We start from the raw sequence: 20,281 nt of genomic DNA, 5'->3' as shown, positions 1-20,281 counted from the left end.
AAGCCTCGCTCCTACAAGGGTTCACACACGACCTTTAGGAGCAAAGCTTGCTCGCGATGAACGATAACGCGGTCCTTGTTTTTGCTCCGCGTTTGGGCCAACACCTATTTCCGACCATAGCCGTCGGAATTGGTTATTTTTTGTGCTATATTCCGCGCCCGCGAAATTCAATGAAAGCCAACACCGGTTATCGACATGATGCAAGCAGCCAAGCCGTTATTTGACTATCCCAAGTACTGGGCCGAATGTTTCGGGCCAGCGCCATTCCTGCCCATGAGCAGGGAGGAGATGGATCAGCTTGGCTGGGATTCCTGCGACATCATCATCGTCACCGGCGATGCGTACGTTGACCATCCGTCGTTCGGCATGGCGATCATCGGCCGGCTGCTGGAGTCCCAGGGCTTCCGCGTCGGGATCATTGCCCAGCCGAACTGGCAGTCCAAAGACGATTTCATGAAGCTCGGCGAGCCGAACCTGTTCTTCGGTGTCGCGGCCGGCAACATGGACTCGATGATCAACCGTTACACCGCCGACAAGAAAATCCGTTCCGACGATGCCTACACCCCCGGTGGCCTGGCGGGCAAACGTCCGGACCGCGCGAGCCTGGTCTACAGCCAGCGCTGCAAGGAAGCCTACAAAAACGTGCCGATCGTGCTCGGTGGCATCGAAGCTTCCCTGCGTCGCATCGCTCACTACGATTACTGGCAGGACCGGGTGCGCAACTCGATCCTGATCGACGCCTGCGCCGACATCCTGCTTTACGGCAACGCCGAGCGTGCGATCGTCGAAGTCGCCCAGCGTCTGTCCTTCGGTCACAAGATCGAAGACATCACCGACGTGCGCGGCACCGCTTTCATCCGTCGTGACACGCCGAAAGACTGGTACGAAGTCGATTCCACGCGCATCGACCGTCCGGGCAAGGTCGACAAGATCATCAACCCGTACGTCAACACCCAGGACACCCAGGCCTGCGCCATCGAGCAGGAAAAGGGGCCGCTTGAAGATCCGGAAGAAGCCAAGGTCGTGCAGATCCTGGCCAGCCCGAAGATGACTCGCGACAAGACCGTGATTCGTCTGCCGTCGGTTGAGAAAGTTCGTGGCGACGCCGTTCTGTATGCTCACGCCAACCGCGTGCTTCACCTGGAAACCAACCCGGGCAACGCCCGTGCGCTGGTGCAGAAGCATGGCGAAGTCGACGTCTGGTTCAACCCGCCGCCGATTCCGATGACCACCGAAGAAATGGACTACGTGTTTGGCATGCCTTACGCACGGGTTCCGCACCCGGCGTACGGCAAGGAAAAAATCCCTGCCTACGACATGATCCGCTTCTCGGTGAACATCATGCGTGGCTGCTTCGGCGGCTGCACCTTCTGCTCGATCACCGAGCACGAAGGCCGGATCATCCAGAACCGTTCCGAAGAGTCGATCATTCGCGAAATCGAAGAGATCCGCGACAAGGTCCCCGGCTTCACCGGCGTCATTTCCGACCTCGGCGGCCCGACCGCGAACATGTACCGCATCGCCTGCAAAAGCCCGGAAATCGAATCCGCGTGCCGTAAGCCGTCGTGCGTGTTCCCCGGCATCTGCCCGAACCTGAACACCGACCACTCGTCGTTGATCCAGCTCTATCGCAGCGCCCGTGCCTTGCCAGGTGTGAAGAAGATCCTGATCGCGTCCGGCCTGCGCTACGACCTCGCGGTCGAGTCGCCGGAATACGTCAAGGAGCTGGTGACCCACCACGTCGGTGGTTACCTGAAGATCGCCCCGGAACACACCGAGGAAGGTCCGCTTAACCAGATGATGAAGCCGGGCATTGGCAGCTATGACAAGTTCAAGCGCATGTTCGAGAAGTACACCAAGGAAGCCGGGAAAGAGCAGTACCTGATTCCGTACTTCATCGCGGCTCACCCGGGCACCACCGACGAAGACATGATGAACCTGGCCTTGTGGCTCAAGGGCAACGGTTTCCGCGCCGACCAGGTGCAGGCGTTCTACCCGTCGCCGATGGCCACCGCCACCGCGATGTACCACTCGGGCAAGAACCCGCTGCGCAAGGTCACGTACAAGAGCGACACGGTGACCATCGTCAAGAGCGAAGAGCAGCGTCGCCTGCACAAGGCGTTCTTGCGTTATCACGACCCGAAAGGCTGGCCGATGCTGCGCGAAGCGCTGACCCGCATGGGCCGCGCCGACCTGATCGGGCCGGGCAAGACTCAGTTGATCCCGCTGCATCAACCGGCCACCGACAGCTACCAGAGCGCCCGTCGCAAGAACTCGACGCCGGCTGGCAGCCATAAAGTGGCAGGCGAGAAAACCACCAAGATCCTCACCCAGCACACCGGCCTGCCGCCGCGTGCCAGTGACGGTGGTAACCCGTGGGACAAACGCGAACAGGCCAAGGCTGCGGCGTTCGCCCGCAACCAGCAAGCGGCCAAGGATCGCAAGGACGCGGCCAAAGGCAAAGGGCCGAAGCCTGCGCGTAAGCCGGTTGTACCGCGCTAAACGCTGATCGCTGACAACAGAACGCCAACCTTCGGGTTGGCGTTTTGCTAACCGTTGCTGATCGTTCCCACGCTCTGCGTGGGAATGCCTCTGGGGACGCTCCGCGTCCAGTGACGCGGAGCGTCACGGGCTGCATTCCCACGCAGGAGCGTGGGAACGATCCAGTTTGCAGTCTTTCAACTTCAAGGAAGAACACCGTGTCCCGTCGCAAGAAATCCCCCGCACCACCCACCGCCGCCGACAAACTCATGCAGCTGAAATTCGCCTACTGGCTGGCCTGGCAACCGTATGTGCGGCGCTACGGCTGGATTCATGTGGCGGTCATGATGATGACGATTTTTGCCATGTCGTTGACCGGCTCGGTGTTCGGTACGGCATTTTTCCCACATGACTACCCGATGATGGAGTACGTCCTCTTCGTCATGTTCGGCGGGTGTCTGGTGATGTGCCTGTGCTTCATCGCGCTGCTTCGCGGTTACCCCAAGGCGGTCTGGGGCTTGTTCACGATGCTGGTGTTCTGCCTGTCGATCACCTTGCTGGTGATGCTCGAAGCGGGTCATGTGGGATTTGCCTGGATCGCGGCGGTGCCGGCGCTGATCGGTTTGTATTTGATGAGCAAGCGTCGCTATCAGCGTGGGATCAAGGTGCTGCAGGTGGGCGACCGCATCCGTCGGCGGATCAAGCGGCTCGAAGCGAGCCTGAAGCACACGCTGTGAGGCTCACACCGTAGCGGCTTGCAACATTTGCGTGCACCTGGCCCAAACCAATTTCCCGCGTCGCCCGATTTTGGTGCTGTACTGCCCTAAGCAATCCATGAAAGCGCCAGCGCTGCGCGATGGCATAAGTCTTGCGCGCTTTCGAATACGCTTAAGGCTCGCAGGAGGCACGCCGTGTCGATTCATGTCGCATTGCATCACGTCACGCACTACCGCTACGACCGCGCCGTCGAGCTCGGTCCGCAGATCGTTCGTCTGCGCCCGGCGGCCCACAGTCGCACGCGGATTTTGTCCTATGCGCTGAAAGTCTCGCCCGAGCAGCACTTCATCAACTGGCAACAGGACCCCCAGGGCAATTACCTGGCGCGGTTGGTGTTCCCGGAGAAAACCGATGAGCTGCGCATCGAGGTCGACCTGCTGGCGGAAATGGCGGTGTTCAATCCGTTCGACTTCTTCCTCGAGCCCTACGCCGAAAAAATCCCGTTCACTTACGCCGCCGATGAGCGCAAGGAACTGGCGCCGTACCTGGAAACCTTGCCCCTGACGCCGAAGTTCAAGGCCTATCTGGACGGCATCGACCGCACACCGCTGCCCAGCGTGGATTTCCTCGTCGCCCTCAACCAGCGTCTGAGCGAAGACATTGGTTACCTGATCCGCATGGAGCCCGGCGTCCAGACCCCCGAACACACCCTCGTACACGCCTCCGGTTCCTGCCGCGACTCGGCGTGGCTGCTGGTGCAATTGCTGCGCAACCTCGGCTTGGCGGCGCGTTTTGTTTCCGGTTACCTGATCCAGTTGACCGCCGACGTCAAAAGCCTCGATGGCCCCTCGGGCACCGAGGTGGACTTCACGGACTTGCACGCCTGGTGCGAGGTCTACTTGCCCGGCGCCGGCTGGATCGGCCTGGACGCGACATCAGGGCTGTTTGCCGGTGAAGGACATATTCCGTTGGCGTGTAGTCCCGATCCGGGCTCTGCGGCGCCGATCAGTGGCTTGGTGGAACCGTGTGAGTGCGAATTCACCCACGAAATGTCCGTGGAGCGGATTTGGGAAGCGCCACGGGTCACAAAGCCCTACACCGAAGACCAGTGGCTGGCGATCCAGGCCCTGGGCCGGCAGATCGACGCCGACCTGCTGGAAGGCGACGTGCGCCTGACCATGGGGGGCGAGCCGACCTTCGTGTCCATCGATGATCCGGACGGCGCCGAATGGAACACTGCCGCCCTCGGGCCGGACAAGCGGCGTCTGTCCGCCGAACTGTTCCAGCGCATGCGCAAGCACTACGCGCCCAAAGGCCTGGTGCATTTCGGCCAAGGCAAGTGGTACCCCGGCGAACAACTGCCGCGCTGGTCGCTGAACTGCTACTGGCGGCGTGACGGCGTGCCGATCTGGCACAACAGCGCGCTGATTGCCGATGAGCAAGAAGACTACGGCGCCGATGGCGAACTGGCCGGGCGTTTTCTCGCGAGTGTCGCCGAGCGCCTGAAAATTCCGACACGCTTTGTGTTCCCGGCCTACGAAGACAATTTCTATTACCTCTGGCGCGAAGGTGCGTTGCCGCAGAACGTCAGCGCCGAAGATTCGCGCCTGGAAGAACCGCTGGAGCGGGCGCGACTGCGCAAAGTCTTCAGCCAAGGGCTGGACAAGGTCATCGGCCAGGTCCTGCCGCTGGCGCGCACCGCCAAGGGCGATCAATGGCAGAGCGGCCGCTGGTACCTGCGCGACGAACACTGCCGGTTGGTGCCGGGGGATTCGCCGTTGGGTTATCGCTTGCCGCTGGGCTCGCAGCCTTGGGTGAAAGCGGCCGAGTATCCCTTCATCTACCCCAACGACCCGAACCAGGAATTCCCGGCGCTGCCGGACACTCAGCAGTTGAACAGCCCGGGCACGCCGGCCGAAGCGGTTGAACGGGATATCGAGGTCGACGAATCCGCTGACTGGCTGACCCGCACCGCGTTCTGCGCCGAAGCGCGGGAGGGCCGCTTGTACCTGTTCATGCCGCCATTGGAACGGGTCGAGGATTACCTGGAACTGGTCGCCGCCATCGAAGCCACGGCTGAAGAACTGCTGTGCCCGGTCTTGCTGGAAGGCTACGAGCCGCCAAGCGATCCGCGCCTGAGCAACTTCCGCATCACCCCGGATCCGGGCGTGATCGAGGTCAATGTGCAGCCGTCCGCGACGTGGGATGAATTGGTCGAGCGCACCGAATTTCTCTATGAAGAAGCACGCCAGACTCGCCTGACCACCGAGAAATTCATGATCGACGGCCGCCACACCGGCACCGGCGGCGGTAACCATTTCGTCCTCGGTGGCGCGACGCCGGCGGACTCACCGTTCCTGCGCCGTCCCGACTTGCTGCGCAGCCTGATCAGTTATTGGCATAACCACCCGTCCTTGTCCTACCTGTTTTCCGGACTGTTCATCGGCCCGACGTCCCAGGCGCCGCGAGTGGACGAAGCGCGCAACGATTCCTTATACGAACTGGAAATCGCCTTCGCCCAGATGCCGAAACCGGGGGAAGAGTGCGCGCCGTGGCTGGTGGATCGCTTGCTGCGCAACCTGTTGATCGACGTCACCGGCAACACCCACCGCGCCGAGTTCTGCATCGACAAACTCTACTCACCGGACGGCGCCACCGGGCGTCTCGGTTTGCTGGAGTTGCGCGCGTTTGAAATGCCGCCCCACGCGCGCATGAGCCTGGCCCAGCAATTGTTGCTGCGGGCGCTGGTGGCGCGGTTCTGGCGCGAGCCGTATGCGCCGCCGAAACTGGCGCGTTGGGGCACCGAGCTGCACGATCGTTTCCTGTTGCCGCACTTTATCGAACAGGATTTCGCCGACGTCATCGTCGATCTGAATGCCGCCGGTTACCCGGTGCGGGCCGAGTGGTTTGCCGCGCATCTGGAGTTTCGTTTTCCCAAGGTCGGCGATTACGCCGTCAGTGGTATCGAGCTGGAAGTGCGTCAGGCCCTTGAGCCTTGGCATGTGCTGGGCGAGGAGGGCGCGGTCGGCGGCACGGTGCGATATGTGGATTCGTCCCTGGAGCGTTTGCAGGTCAAGGTTACGGGACTGGCGCCACAGCGTTACCTGTTGACCTGCAACGGCATCCCGGTGCCGCTGCAACCGACGGGGCGGGTCGGCGAATTCGTCGCGGGCGTGCGCTTCCGTGCCTGGCAACCGTTCAACTGTCTGCAACCAACCATCCCGGTCCACGCACCGCTGGTGTTTGATCTGCTCGACACCTGGATGGAACGTTCCCTGGGCGGCTGTCAGTACCACGTCGCCCATCCGGGCGGGCGCAACTACGACAGCCTGCCGGTGAATGCCAATGAAGCGGAGAGTCGGCGCATGGCACGCTTCTTCCGAATCGGACACACCCCGGGGAAACTTCCTATACCTAACGTGACGATTAACGACGAGCTGCCGATGACGCTCGATTTACGACGTTTCTAAGCCCTACACGACGCTCGGATTTTTCGTATATCCGGGCGTCATGAGCCTGCGTTAGTCTGACCGTTCTTTGCTGTCTGCCGAGCTTTCCATGCCTGACCTGCTTGACCGCTACCCGCTGACGGCGGGCACTTATCACGAACTGCTCGACGACAGCGGCGCGGTGCGCCCGCACTGGCGTCGGCTGTTCGACCAATTGCAACGCAGCACCCCGACGCAACTGGTGCAGCGCCAGGCATTGCTGACCCGGCAAATCCAGGAAAACGGCGTGACCTACAACGTCTACGCCGATCCCAAGGGGGCCGACCGACCCTGGGAACTGGACCTGTTGCCCCATGTAATAGCCGCCGATGAGTGGCAGCATTTGTCGGCCGGAATTGCCCAGCGGGCGCGTTTGTTGAATGCGGTGCTGGCGGATTTGTATGGCCCGCAACGGCTGATCGCGCAAGGTTTGTTGCCGGCTGAGCTGGTGTTCGGGCACAACAATTTTCTATGGCCTTGTCAGGGGATTTCTCCGCCAGACGGGGCCTTTCTGCATCTGTACGCCGTGGATCTGGCGCGCACGCCGGACGGTCGTTGGTGGGTCACTGCTGACCGGACCCAGGCGCCGTCCGGTGCCGGTTACGCGCTGGAAAACCGCACCATCGTGTCCCGGGCCTTCCCCGAGTTGTACCGGGATTTGAAGGTGCAGCACCTGGCCGGGTTCTTCCGCACCTTGCAGGAAACATTGGCCCGCCAGGCACCCTGTGACGATGAAGCGCCGCTGGTGGTGCTGCTGACGCCGGGGCGCTTCAACGAAAGCTATTTCGAACATTTGTACCTGGCGCGTCAGCTCGGTTATCCACTGGTGGAGGGTGGCGATCTGACGGTGCGCGATGCCACCGTCTACCTGAAAACCCTGAGCGGTCTGCGCCGGGTCCACGCGATCATGCGCCGCCTCGACGATGATTTCTGCGATCCGCTGGAGTTGCGCACCGACTCGGCCCTCGGCGTGCCGGGGTTGCTGGAAGCCGTGCGCCAGGGCCGGGTGCTGGTGGCCAATGCCCTGGGCAGCGGCGTGCTGGAGTCGCCGGGGTTGCTGGGCTTCCTGCCAAGGATCAATCAATTCCTGTTCGGCGAAGAACTGATCCTGCCGTCCATCGCCACCTGGTGGTGCGGCGAAGCCCCGGTACTGGCCCAGGCACTTGAAAAACTGCCGGAATTGCTGATTAAACCGGCGTTCCCGTCCCAGAGCTTTGCGCCGGTGTTTGGCCGGGATTTGAGTGAAAAACAGCGCAAGGCCCTGGCCGAGCGCATGCAAGCGCGGCCGTATGCCTATGTCGCGCAAGAACTGGCTCAGTTGTCCCAGGCGCCGATCTGGCAGGCCGAGGACGGTCAATTGCAACCCCGGGCGATCGGTATGCGCGTGTACGCGGTGGCCAGTCGTGAGGGTTATCGAGTGTTGCCCGGCGGCCTGACCCGAGTGGCCGCCGAGGCTGACGCCGAAGTGGTGTCGATGCAGCGCGGCGGCGCGAGCAAAGATACGTGGGTGCTGGGTGAACGAGCGCCGAGTGGCGAACAATGGAAAACCCAACGCACCATCGGTGTTCATGACTTGGTGCGGCGCGATCCGTATCTGCCCTCGCGGGTGGTGGAGAACCTGTTCTGGTTCGGTCGCTACTGCGAACGCTGCGATGACAGCGCGCGGCTGCTGCGGGTGATGCTGGCGCGCTACGTCGATGGCGACGACCCACAAGCGCTGGAAGCGGCGGTTGACCTCGGTGAACGCCTGCACCTGTTGCCCGACGAAGGCGAACTGCCGGAGCGCTTACTCGCTGCGTTGCTGGGCGATGACTGGCCGTTCAGCCTGCGTTCCAATTTGCAGCGCTTGCAGTGGGCCGCCTCGCAAGTGCGCGGCAAGCTCTCCCGGGAAAACTGGCAGGCGCTGGTGGAGTTGCAGCGCGAGGCACTGGAACTGGAAACCGAAGAACCGGATTTCGGCGAGTTGCTGGATTTCCTCAACCGCTTGGTGATGTCTTTGGCGGCGCTGTCCGGTTTTGCCCTGGACGACATGACCCGGGACGAAGGTTGGCGCTTCTTGATGATCGGCCGGCGAATCGAGCGCTTGCAGTTTCTCAGTGGCAGCCTCGCGGCGTTTCTGCGCGGTGCCGGGGCCTTCGATCAGGCTGGGCTGGAATGGTTGCTGGAGCTGGGTAACAGCAGCATCACTTATCGCTCGCGGTATCTGGCGGTGGCGCAGTTGATCCCGGTGCTCGACCTGTTGCTGCTGGACGAGCAGAACCCCCATGCGGTGCTGTTCCAGTTGAAACTGGTGACGCGGACCTTGAAGCGCCTGAACGACGATTTCGGCGCCCCGCGCGAGGCTGGGTTGCCGCGGTTGGTGGAGCGCTTGATGCATTTCGATCTGGGCTGCCTGGAGAATTCGTTGTTTGGTGAAGCCAGCGTCCATGCGGCCATCGAGGGCCTGGCTGATCTGCTGCAAGAAATCGCTGATGCCAGCGGCCAGGTCTCGGATCGCCTCGCCTTGCGCCATTTTGCCCATGTCGATGATGTCAGCCAGCGCACGGTGTCCGTCTGATGAATGCCCGTTACCAGATTTTCCACGACACCCATTATCACTACGACAGCCCTGTGTCCCTGGCCCAGCAACTGGCACATCTGTGGCCGCGCGTCTGTGATTGGCAGCGTTGCACCGCCCAGGCGTTGTTGATCAGCCCGGAACCGACGACCCGCCGGGATGAACTGGACGTGTTCGGCAATCCGCTGACCCGCTTGGCGTTCGAACGGCCCCACGATGAATTGCTGGTGAACGCCGAGCTTACGGTCGAGGTGCTGGCCCGTCCGATCCTGGATTTCACTCAATCGCCGGCCTGGGAAGCAACCCGCAATGCGCTGACCTACAGCAGTCAGCCGCTGTCACCGCAGGTGCTGGAGGCTTGCCGCTACCGTTTCGAGTCGCCGTACGTGCACTTGAAGCGCAACTTCGTCGAATTCTCGGAAAGCTGTTTTCCTCCGGGGCGGCCGCTGCTGTTGGGCGTCCAGGCGTTGATGGAGAAGATCTTCAGCGAATTCACCTTCGATGCCGAAGCGACCCAAGTGGCCACGCCGCTGGTGGAAGTGCTGGAGCGGCGTCGCGGCGTCTGTCAGGACTTCGCGCACCTGATGCTCGCGTGTGTGCGCTCTCGTGGTTTGGCCGCGCGCTATATCAGCGGGTATCTGCTGACCCAGCCACCACCGGGCCAGCCGCGATTGATCGGCGCCGACGCGTCCCATGCCTGGGTCTCGGTGTTTTGCCCGGTGCTGGGCTGGGTAGACTTCGACCCGACGAACAATGTGCAACCGGCGCTGGAACACATCACCCTGGCCTGGGGCCGGGACTTTTCCGATGTGTCGCCGCTGCGTGGGGTGATTCTTGGCGGCGGCAACCACGACCCGGAAGTCCGAGTCACCGTAATGCCACTGGATTGAGCCGATCGTTCCCACGCAGAGCGTGGGAACGATCATTACAGGAGGAATTCAATGTTCCCGGTTTCAATCAAAGGCGTCCTGCAATCCCCCGAAGGCCAGATCGTGCTGATGCTCAACGAGCGCGACGAATGGGAATTACCCGGTGGGCGAATCGAACTGGGCGAGACGGCGCCGGGCTGCCTGGCACGGGAAATCGCCGAGGAGCTGGACGTCGAGGTGGAGGTGGGGGAGCCGCTGGATTCGTATCTGTTCGAGGTGATCCCTGGCAAACACGTGTTCATCTCGACTTACCGCTGCCAATTGCTGGGCGGTTTTGTGCCGAAAATCAGTCATGAACACAAGGAGATCGGGCTGTTTGATCCGGCGGACTTGCCGGCCAACTTGCCCAAGGGGTATCGCGATTCGATTCACAACGCGTTGGGCCTGTGAGGGTCAGCAGCGGGGCTGCTGACCCTGGACACAGATCCGGTGAGCCTGATCAGATCATCGGGCCCTGAGGGTCTCAGGCGTCGGGCGCCTGATCTTTCGGTGCTTCTACATCGTCTTCTGGCGCCACTTCACCTTCTGCATCCGGGTTCAGTGCTGCTGCTTCTTCTTCAGCTGTAGCTTTCTTGCGCTGAAGCTTTTCCTCTTTCTTCTGCTCCTTGGCCAAGTCTCTCTGACGTTTGGCGAAGGAATAATTAGGTTTAGCCATGGGCGATCCTCTGGGGTCGAAGGTGAGGTTGAGCGGCGCATATTCTGCCTTGTATCGGTGCCTAGCCGTTAGCTGGGTTTTTGCTCGGCCCATTTTGGCAGGACCGAGGGTTGCCAGGCGTCCAGGGCATCGAGCAGAGTTTGCGGCGATTCGCTCACTTGCAGCATGTCACGGTGTGGTTCGCGAACGAAGCCTTCGCCGACGATATGATCAAGAAAAGCGGTCAATTGGCCATAGAAACCGTTTACTTCGAGCAAGCCGAGGGGTTTGCCGTGGTAGCCGAGCTGCCCCCAGGTCCAGACTTCGAACAATTCTTCCAGGGTGCCCAAGCCACCAGGCAGCGCTACAAACGCGTCGCTGAGTTCAGCCATCCGCGCCTTGCGCGCATGCATGCCGTCGACCACTTCCAGACGGGTCAGGCCACTGTGGCCGATTTCCTTGTCCTTGAGGCTTTGCGGGATGATGCCGATCACTTCACCGCCCGCCGCCAGTGCTGCGTCAGCCACGATCCCCATCAACCCGACGGCGCCGCCGCCATAGACCAGGGTCAGCTTGCGCTCGGCCAGTGCGCGCCCCAGGGCGACAGCCGCTTCACGATAAGCCGGGTTGGTGCCAGTGCTGGCACCGCAAAATACACAAACGGATGCGATAGACATGCCTTACTCCAGGGTCAGGATGGCCACAGAGTAAAGGCAGGTACACCTCGATCCAAGGGCTAAACCTCGCGTTGGGGTGTTTCATAAGTGCCGCTGGCGCCAGAGGCGTAGGCGGCGAGCAAACTGCGCAATAAGCTGTTGATGGACATGACAGACGCTCCAGATGAGTGATGACGACCTGAGGATAGGGCCGGAACAGACGCCTGACTGTTAGATTGTTTCGATGAGTGTCATAGCCCGAAAGTTGTATACAATTTTTGATTCAGGTCATAGGAACTTGCGAAGTTTTCAGGCAGTCTTCTGTCCATTCGCGATTTGTTAACCCTGCCTTGGAGATTCACCATGTTTGCCAAACTTGTTGCGGTATCCCTCCTGACCCTGGCCAGCGCCCAGTTAATGGCTGCGGAGTGCAAGACCACCATCGACTCCACAGACCAGATGACCTACAACACCAAGGCCATCGAAATCGACAAGAGCTGCAAGACCTTCACCGTGGAACTGACCCATTCCGGCAGCCTGCCGAAAAACGTCATGGGCCATAACTGGGTGCTGAGCAAAGAAGCTGACATGCAGCCAATCGCTACCGCTGGCCTGGCCGCGGGCATCGACAAGAACTACCTGCCGGAAGGTGATGCACGCATCATTGCTCACACCAAAATCATTGGTGCCAAAGAGACTGATTCGGTGACATTCGATGTTTCGAAGCTTGATGCTGCTGAAAAGTACGGTTTCTTCTGCTCGTTCCCGGGCCACATCTCGATGATGAAAGGCACGGTTACCCTGAAGTAACTCTTGCAGGATCTAAAAGAAGACGCCCGCACAGGCGTCTTTTTTTCGCCTGCCAGAACCCGACCATTGGTCCGAAAGCTAGGTTGACCTGTTATTTATGACAGTAGGCAGGGCTTCAATTCCAGGCGTCAAATCGCTCTTGAGTTCTCCGCTATCGCGGTGATGCCATCGAGAGAGCATCGGATCATGTCGAATCGAAACGTTGTGCCTGAAATTACGTCCATCACCGACGCTGAGGGACGCCCGATTCTTGACGGGGGAGCCACCAGCTCCACCACGCTGAACCTGAGCGGAACCGCAGGGATGGACGATGTTGTTGACGTTCTTGTCGACGGGCAAAAACGAGGGGTAGCCCAAGCAACAGATGGCAAATGGGACTATTCCCTGGAAAATTTGACCAGAGGCAGGACGTATGGCATCAGGGCTTCTGCCTACGGGGTGCCTTCGCTTGCCTGGCAGGTTCGGGTAGAAGAGATACAACCCTTGATTTTGGAGGTCGTGGACACTGAGGGAAATTCGGTTCCTGACGGCGGCGTTACCGCCTCCACCACTCTAGTGTTTAAAGGCTCAGCCGCTGTTAATGGCTACGTCGAATTTTTTGTCGGGGATTCACATTGGGGTGGAGCGTATTCTCCAAAGGGTAACTGGGCTTTCATGGTGACGGACTTGAACCAGGACACGCAATATGCGTTCAAGGCAGTGAGCCGCGAAGTATCGTCCAACATCTGGCACGTGACCGTGGAAGCTGTGAAAGGGACGGTCTGGATCAGAGCAATAAAAGACCGCGACGGTTATGACATTCCACCCGCTCGTTACACGGCTTCGACGACAGTGGACGTCATAGGCACCGCTTCACCGCTTCAGTTGGTCAGGGTTTTCCCCGCCAGCGGTGAAGAAAAATCTGCAATGGCCGATCCTGAGGGTAACTGGAAAGTACGATTGGAGGACCTCACTCAACAGCTCTATGTCGTCAAGGTGGCTGAATCCATTGCTGGTCATAATCGTGTATTTCGCTGTGTGGATCAGCGCCTGCCAATCATTCGACTGGCGAGAGACTCCACGGGCAATCCCATTCCAATCAATGGGACGACGAGGGATCGTTCGATTGTATTGACCGGTACTGGTGCCGCGGGAGAAGAACTCAGCGTTAAAAATAGAACGGATCTGGTGGGCAATCCGATCGTCGACGCCCTCGGTGTTTGGGAACTGCAGCTCCGAGATTTAGCGAGCGATACTCACGTGTTCCACGTAGAAGGAAGCTATGACTCTGGGCTAGTGAGGGAAAGCTACTCTTTCCAGGTGGTATGAACACAGCACTGCCTTCGGCATTCGGAGAATGCTGAAGGCAGGTATTACGGCTTACGGCGCAAACGGCATCACCCGCTTGTGATGCGTCTTCCTGTACGTATCACAGATGATCTTGAACGCGTCCTCACGCACCGGCTCGCCGTGCAGGAACGCGTCAATCTCGGCATACGTCACGCCATGGGACGCTTCGTCCGGCTTGCCCGGCGACAGGTCTTCAAGGTCCGCTGTCGGGACCTTCTCCACCAACGACTCCGGCGCACCGAAGCTGCGGGCAATCGCCCGGACTTGGTTCTTCACCAACCCGCTCAACGGCGCCAGATCGCAGGCGCCGTCACCGAACTTGGTGAAGAAGCCCATCACGGCTTCCGCCGCGTGGTCAGTACCGATCACCAGCCCCTGTGCCGCGCCGGCGATGGTGTACTGGGCGACCATGCGCATCCGCGCCTTGGTGTTGCCGAGCACGAAATCCACCGACACCGCATGCTTGCCTTCGAACGCTGCGACTTCACTGGCCAGGGATTTGACCGCCGGGCCGATGTTCACGGTGTGGCGTTCGTCCGGCGCGATGAAGTCCACCGAAGCCTGGGCATCGTGTTCATCAAACTGGGTTTCGTACGGCAGGCGCACGGCGATGAACTTGTAACTGTCGTCACCGGTGCGGGTGCGCAGTTCGCGCATGGCACGCTGGGCCAACAGCCCGGCAGTCAGGGAATCGACGCCGCCGCTGATACCCAGTACCAGGGTCTTGAGACCGGAATTGACCAGGCAATCCTGGATAAAGGTAATCCGCCGGGCGACTTCAGCCTCGAGGGCGGCCTGGTCGGCGAACGGCGGCTGGACGTTGAGCTGTTCAGCAATCTCACGCTGTTCGGCTTGCATGAATTCACTCCTTGCTGGGAATACTGGAAAGGGCAGGGACTTTGAACACGTGTCGCAAGTAGGCGACGAAATTCGGGTCTTTGCAGTGAGTCTTGCCAGGCTCATCGGAAATCTTGGCCACGGGCTGACCGTTGCAGGCGGTCATTTTAAGCACGATGCTCATTGGTTCAACACCTGGTATGTCACAGGTCAGGTTGGTGCCGATGCCGAAACTGACATTGATCCGACCGCGCAGCGCACGGAATATTTCCAGGGACTTGGGCAGCGTCAGGCTGTCGGAGAACACCAGGGTCTTGCTCATCGGGTCGATGCCGAGCTTGTGGTAATGGGCGATGGATTTTTCCGCCCACAGCACCGGGTCCCCGGAATCGTGGCGCAAACCGTCGAAGAGCTTGGCGAAATACAGGTCGAAATCGCCGAGGAAGGCATCGGTGGTGATGCAGTCGGTCAGGGCGATCCCCAGCAAACCGCGATACTCGCGAACCCAGCAATCGAGGGCCGCAATCTGACTGTCGATCAACCGTGGGCCGAGTTGTTGATGGGCCATGATCCACTCGTGGGCCATGGTGCCCAAGGGTTTCATGTTCAGCTCCCGGGACAGGTGCACGTTGCTGGTGCCGACGAAACGCCCGGGGAAATCGTGCTTGAGCACGTTCACCACTTCTTCCTGCACTCGGTACGAAAACCGGCGCCGGGTGCCGAAATCGGCGACCTGCAATTCGGACAATTCGTCGCTGCTGGCGTTGGCGGTCAGCCAGTCGAACTTGCGGTAGAGCTGCTCGCGCGCCTGTTCCAGAACGACTTCGCGGTAGCGATAGCGGTTACGCACTTCGCTGACAATCGCGAGCATCGGCACTTCGAACAGAATCACATGCAGCCACGGCCCGCGCAGGCGGATAAACAGCTCGCCGTTTTCGATGCCGGTGTGGACGTAACGCAGGTTGAAGCGGAACAAGCCGAGAAAGCGCAGGAAATCCGGCTTCATGAAGCTGATGCGTTCCAGGAAACTCAACTGGTCGGCGCTCAGGCTCAACTCGGCCAGACGCTCGATCTGGTAGCGGATCTCCGCCAGGTACGGGCGCAAATCCTCACTGTTACGGCAACGAAACTCCCATTCGACTTCCACGTTAGGGTAATTGTGCAGCACCGCCTGCATCATCGTCAGTTTGTAGAAGTCGGTGTCGAGCAGGTTCTGCACGATGCGATCGCCGAATACGCTCTCGCTCATAAGGGAATCTCCAGGCTGGCCGCGGCCCGTGCTCGCGACGTTTCAGCTGTATTAATGAATGGGGCTAGTGGCGCATATCAGAGGTGCGGATTGCCAGCGATTTTTTAGACCGCAGCCGATTCCTGTAGGAGCGAGCCTTTGTGGCGAGGGGGCTTGCCCCCGTTCGGCTGCGCAGCAGTCGTCGATTTCAGGGCCGCTTCGCGACGCAACGGGGGCAAGCCCCTCGCCACAGGTATCGCATGCGGACTTAATGTTGCGGCGCATCCGGGCTATCAATCTGCTCCAACATCCACTTCACAAAATCCCGCACCTTGGGCACTTCCGCCGAATGCTCGGGGTACGCCAGGTAATAAGCGTCGGAACTGGGCATCGCATGCTTCCAAGGAATCACCAGTTTGCCGTCCGCCAATTCCTCCTCCACCAGAAACCGTGGCAACAACGCCACGCCACAGCCAACCTGTGCGGCACGGATGCACATATAAAAGGTTTCGAAGCGCGGGCCGTGGTAGCTGTGTTCGGTGTGGTAGCCCTGGTTGTCGAACCAGTCGTGCCAGGCCTGGGGCCGGGAGGCGTTTTGCAGCAGGACCAGGTCGGCGAGTTGCGTCGGGTCGGTGAAAGGCTTATCCGGCAGGCTGCCCGGTGCACACACAGGAACAAGCTCCTCGCCAAACAGCTTCAGGCTTTCGGTGCCGGGCCGCGAGCCTTGGCCGAAGTAGAACGCCAGGTCGCTGCGACCTTGCAGCAGGTCGTCGGCTTCCTGCTCGCTGCACAAATCTAGATGAATCGAGGGATGACGCAGGCGCCAGCCTTTCAGACGCGGCACCAGCCAGCGGGCGCCGAAGGTCGGCGGCGTCGACACGCGCAGGACTTCGGTATCACCGCCGTAGGAACGCAGGTAGTGGGTCGACATCTCCACTTGCGTGAGGATTTTTCGCACTTCCACCAGGTACAAATCACCGGCCGGGGTCATTTGCAGGCGTCGGCGCACCCGGCGGAACAGCAGGTGCTGCAGTAATTCTTCCAGCTGCGCCACCTGCTTGCTGACGGCGCTCTGGGTCAGGTTCAGCTCTTCGGCGGCCCGGGTGAAGCTCAAATGCCGGGTCACGGCCTCGAAACACTGCAGGGCGGTGATCGACGGCAAGTAGCGTTTATTCAGCATGGGTGGTCCTTTTTCTTGTTGCTCTATGCTTTTCTTTTACCGACAGATGCGAAGCATGAATAAACGGAATGATATCTCGCTTAATGGTCGTTTGTTGGCTCGTCTGAGTGGCGCTACAACTACAGGCCTGATCAGCCGTGATATTCCGGCTGCACGATTTCCGTTTTTTGCTTGAGGAGTGACCCATGGTTGCCGCATTGCTTGATCGTCTTGGTGTAAACCCGGCCCTGTACCAGAACGGCAAAGTGCCGGTGCATTCGCCGATCGATGGCAGCCAGATTGCCAGCGTGAACTGGGAAGGCGCTGCCGAAGTCGAGCAACACATCAGTCGCGCAGATCATGCGTTCGAACTGTGGCGCAAGGTCCCGGCACCGCGCCGTGGCGAACTGGTGCGCCAATTGGGCGACATCCTGCGTGAATACAAGGCTGATCTCGGTGAGCTGGTGTCCTGGGAAGCCGGCAAGATCACCCAGGAAGGCCTGGGCGAAGTTCAGGAAATGATCGACATCTGCGACTTCGCCGTCGGTCTGTCCCGCCAGCTGTACGGTTTGACCATCGCTTCCGAGCGTCCTGGCCACCACATGCGCGAAACCTGGCACCCGCTGGGCGTTGTCGGCGTGATCAGCGCGTTCAACTTCCCGGTCGCGGTTTGGGCCTGGAACACCGCGCTGGCGCTGGTCTGCGGCAACCCGGTGATCTGGAAACCGTCGGAGAAAACCCCGCTGACCGCCCTGGCCTGTCAGGCACTGTTCGACCGCGTCCTGAAAAACTTCAGCGATGCGCCGCCGCACCTGAGCCAAGTGATCATCGGCGGCCGCGATGCCGGCGAAGCCCTGGTCGATGACCCGCGTGTCGCGCTGATCAGCGCCACCGGCAGCACCCGCATGGGCCGCGAAGTGGCGCCGAAAATCGCCGCCCGTTTCGCTCGCAGCATCCTGGAACTGGGCGGCAACAACGCCATGATTCTTGGCCCAAGCGCCGACCTGGACATGGCCGTTCGCGCGATCCTGTTCAGCGCCGTCGGCACCGCCGGTCAACGCTGCACCACCCTGCGTCGCCTGATCGCTCATGAATCGGTAAAAGAAGAAATCGTCACCCGCCTGAAGGCTGCCTACGCCAAGGTGCGCATCGGCAACCCGCTGGAAGGCAATCTGATCGGCCCGCTGATCGACAAAAACAGCTTCGAAAACATGCAGGAAGCGCTGGAACAAGCCTTGAGCGAAGGCGGCCGGGTGTTTGGCGGCAAGCGTCAACTGGAAGACAAATTCCCGAATGCTTACTACGTTTCGCCGGCCATCGTTGAGATGCCGGAGCAAAGCGACGTGGTGTGCAGCGAAACCTTCGCGCCGATCCTCTACGTGGTCGGCTACACCGATTTCAACGAAGCGATGCGCTTGAACAACGCCGTACCGCAAGGTCTGTCGTCGTGCATCTTCACCACCGACGTGCGTGAAGCCGAGCAGTTCATGTCGGACGTGGGCAGCGACTGCGGCATCGCCAACGTCAACATCGGCCCGAGCGGCGCGGAAATCGGCGGGGCATTTGGTGGCGAGAAAGAAACCGGTGGCGGTCGTGAATCGGGCTCCGATGCCTGGCGCGCCTACATGCGCCGCCAGACCAACACCGTGAACTATTCGCTGGAGCTGCCGTTGGCCCAGGGGATTACGTTCGATTAAAAGCAGCCTGCAAGCTGCAAGCCTCAAGCTTCAAGCAGACTGGCTTGCAGCTTGTGTTGATCGTTCCCACGCTCTGCGTGGGAATGCCTCAATGGACGCTCTGCGTCCGCTTTTGGGACGCGGAGCGTCCCGGGCTGCATTCCCACGCAGAGCGTGGGAACGATCAGTGTGTGATGGTTAGGTTTCTGATTGGAGTCTGGCAATGCCGTTACGCGAAGAGTGTCTGTGGGAAAAACTGACGCCGCAAAGGCCTGATAACGCGGCGCTCAAGGGCGAAGTAACGGTCGATGTCTGCGTCATCGGCGCCGGTTTCACCGGTCTGTCGGCGGCGGTGCATCTGTTGGAAGCAGGTAAAAGCGTCTGCGTGGTGGAAGCTCATCGCGCCGGCCATGGTGGCTCGGGGCGCAACGTCGGGCTGGTCAACGCCGGGATGTGGATTCCACCGGACGAGATCGAAGCCGGGTTCGGCGAAGCGGTGGGCAGTCAGCTCAACCGCATGCTTGGTGCAGCACCGTCCCTGGTGTTCAGCCTTGTGGATAAGTACAACATCGATTGCCAACTGCGCCGCGAAGGCACGCTGCACATGGCGCACAACAGCCGTGGCGAAGCGGATCTGCGCAGTCGTGAAGAACAATGGAAGCGCCGTGGGGCGCCGGTGGAACTGTTGACCGGCCAGGCCTGCGAACAAGCGACCGGCACCAAAAAGATCGCCGCCGCGCTGCTGGATCGACGTGCCGGCACTATCAATCCGATGGCTTATACGACCGGGCTGGCCAAAGCGGCCATCAACCTCGGCGGTCAACTGTTCGATCATTCCCCGGTGACCCGGCTGGAACGTCAGGGCCAGCGCTGGTCGGTGCAAACCGCCCAAGGTTCGGTGCTTGCCGATCAGGTGGTGATCGCTTCCAACGCCTACACCGAAGGCGACTGGACAGAACTTCGGCGCAACTTTTTTCCCGGTTATTACTACCAAGTGGCCTCGGTGCCGCTGACCGATGACGCTGCGCAACAGATTCTGCCCGGCGGCCAGGGTTCGTGGGACACCCGCCAGGTTCTGAGCAGCATCCGTCGCGATAAGGACGGGCGTCTGTTGCTCGGCAGCCTCGGTAATGGCAATCAGAAACCGACCTGGTTCTTGAAAGCCTGGGCCGACCGCGTTCAGCAGCATTACTTTCCCTACCTGAAACCGGTGGAATGGGAGTGCACCTGGACTGGCTGCATCGCCTTTACCCCCGATCACCTGATGCGCCTGTTCGAACCGGCGCCCGGAATAGTGGCAGTTACCGGTTACAACGGCCGGGGCGTGACGACGGGCACGGTGGTCGGCAAAGCGTTTGCCGACTATTTGTGTAACGGAAATCCTCAAGCACTACCGATTCCGTTCGCACCGATGCAGCCCCTGGCGGGTGTCGGCTTGCGCAGCTGTCTGTATGAGGCCGGTTTTTCGCTGTATCACGCAGGCCAGTGCTTGCGGATCGTGATTTGATTGTTGAATTTTGTTGCGGGGGAGCGGCGCTTTTTCGCGCAGCGACTAGCCTGTAGTGGTGCGGGTTGTAGCAGTTGCGCACCACGAGTGTGCACTTCGGTGACGCAGGCTGTTACAGGCTGGTTGCACGTCGTTTGGCGCCGCGGTTGCAATGATGGCGCGTGCGGGTTGCGCCTTTTGAAATAAATGGTTTCACCTTCCGCGGTTTAGACGGTTGCACACCCAATGAAAATGGGATCGAAACAGTCGAAATAACAATAAAGCAGCGACTTT

15 protein-coding genes are annotated in these 20,281 nt (G+C 60.4%); 10 read left to right on the top strand and 5 right to left on the bottom strand.

The window, feature by feature from the left end; all coding sequences use genetic code 11:
- Positions 1-198 precede the first annotated feature (198 nt).
- From ACZ89E_RS19715 to ACZ89E_RS19690, 6 genes are all read left to right on the top strand, one after another.
- Positions 199-2,502 carry a YgiQ family radical SAM protein gene (locus tag ACZ89E_RS19715; protein WP_476257062.1) on the top strand — a complete coding sequence of 768 codons (2,304 nt, stop codon included), beginning with the start codon at positions 199-201 and terminating at the stop codon, positions 2,500-2,502.
- Between the two features lie 197 nt (positions 2,503-2,699).
- Positions 2,700-3,218, top strand: coding sequence for a hypothetical protein (locus ACZ89E_RS19710; protein WP_476256288.1), 519 nt, complete (start codon positions 2,700-2,702; stop codon positions 3,216-3,218).
- 174 nt (positions 3,219-3,392) lie between these two features.
- Positions 3,393-6,668: a transglutaminase family protein gene (locus ACZ89E_RS19705; protein ID WP_476256287.1), complete on the top strand. Its 3,276-nt coding sequence runs from the start codon at positions 3,393-3,395 to the stop codon at positions 6,666-6,668.
- Positions 6,669-6,756: 88 nt separating this feature from the next.
- Positions 6,757-9,243 (top strand): circularly permuted type 2 ATP-grasp protein, encoded by a 2,487-nt coding sequence (locus ACZ89E_RS19700; RefSeq protein ID WP_149662225.1) that lies wholly within the window; start codon positions 6,757-6,759, stop codon positions 9,241-9,243.
- Entirely contained in the window at positions 9,243-10,133 is an 891-nt protein-coding gene (locus ACZ89E_RS19695; RefSeq protein ID WP_149662226.1) for a transglutaminase family protein, read from the top strand. Before ACZ89E_RS19700 ends, ACZ89E_RS19695 begins: the two co-directional genes overlap by 1 nt.
- A 51-nt stretch (positions 10,134-10,184) precedes the next feature.
- Complete coding sequence (locus ACZ89E_RS19690) at positions 10,185-10,562, top strand: NUDIX hydrolase (protein WP_149662227.1); 378 nt, start codon at positions 10,185-10,187, stop codon at positions 10,560-10,562.
- 73 nt (positions 10,563-10,635) lie between these two features.
- Here ACZ89E_RS19690 and ACZ89E_RS19685 read toward each other — a convergent pair whose 3' ends face one another.
- Entirely contained in the window at positions 10,636-10,827 is a 192-nt protein-coding gene (locus ACZ89E_RS19685) for a hypothetical protein (protein ID WP_149662228.1), read from the bottom strand.
- A gap of 68 nt (positions 10,828-10,895) precedes the next feature.
- A complete protein-coding gene (locus ACZ89E_RS19680; protein ID WP_149662229.1) occupies positions 10,896-11,483 on the bottom strand; it encodes an LOG family protein in 588 nt (195 codons plus the stop codon).
- A 342-nt stretch (positions 11,484-11,825) separates the two neighbouring features.
- Between ACZ89E_RS19680 and azu the strand changes: the two genes are divergently transcribed.
- Positions 11,826-12,272, top strand: a complete 447-nt coding sequence (gene azu / locus ACZ89E_RS19675) for an azurin (protein WP_149662230.1) — start codon at positions 11,826-11,828, stop codon at positions 12,270-12,272.
- A gap of 186 nt (positions 12,273-12,458) precedes the next feature.
- Positions 12,459-13,580 (top strand): hypothetical protein, encoded by a 1,122-nt coding sequence (locus tag ACZ89E_RS19670; protein ID WP_476256286.1) that lies wholly within the window; start codon positions 12,459-12,461, stop codon positions 13,578-13,580.
- 51 nt (positions 13,581-13,631) lie between these two features.
- Here the strand turns inward: ACZ89E_RS19670 and nadE are convergent, their stop codons facing one another.
- The 3 genes from nadE to ACZ89E_RS19655 form a co-directional block, all read right to left on the bottom strand.
- On the bottom strand, positions 13,632-14,459 hold the full coding sequence (gene nadE / locus ACZ89E_RS19665) for an ammonia-dependent NAD(+) synthetase (protein WP_149660592.1): 828 nt from the start codon (positions 14,457-14,459) through the stop codon (positions 13,632-13,634).
- Positions 14,460-14,463: 4 nt separating this feature from the next.
- Complete coding sequence (pncB, locus tag ACZ89E_RS19660) at positions 14,464-15,687, bottom strand: nicotinate phosphoribosyltransferase (protein WP_149660593.1); 1,224 nt, start codon at positions 15,685-15,687, stop codon at positions 14,464-14,466.
- A gap of 247 nt (positions 15,688-15,934) precedes the next feature.
- Positions 15,935-16,846: a LysR family transcriptional regulator gene (locus ACZ89E_RS19655; protein WP_149660594.1), complete on the bottom strand. Its 912-nt coding sequence runs from the start codon at positions 16,844-16,846 to the stop codon at positions 15,935-15,937.
- Between the two features lie 185 nt (positions 16,847-17,031).
- On the opposite strand from ACZ89E_RS19655, the gene amaB reads away from it, so the two are divergent.
- Both amaB and amaA read left to right on the top strand, forming a co-directional pair.
- Positions 17,032-18,522 carry an L-piperidine-6-carboxylate dehydrogenase gene (gene amaB / locus ACZ89E_RS19650; protein WP_149660595.1) on the top strand — a complete coding sequence of 497 codons (1,491 nt, stop codon included), beginning with the start codon at positions 17,032-17,034 and terminating at the stop codon, positions 18,520-18,522.
- A gap of 202 nt (positions 18,523-18,724) precedes the next feature.
- Positions 18,725-20,008: an L-pipecolate oxidase gene (gene amaA / locus ACZ89E_RS19645; protein ID WP_476256285.1), complete on the top strand. Its 1,284-nt coding sequence runs from the start codon at positions 18,725-18,727 to the stop codon at positions 20,006-20,008.
- The last annotated feature ends 273 nt before the right edge of the window (positions 20,009-20,281 follow it).

It is taken from the genome of Pseudomonas sp. TE3899 (genome assembly GCF_056279105.1).
The sequence above is the reverse complement of the archived record's forward strand: the minus strand, read 5'-3'. Positions and strand labels throughout refer to the sequence as shown.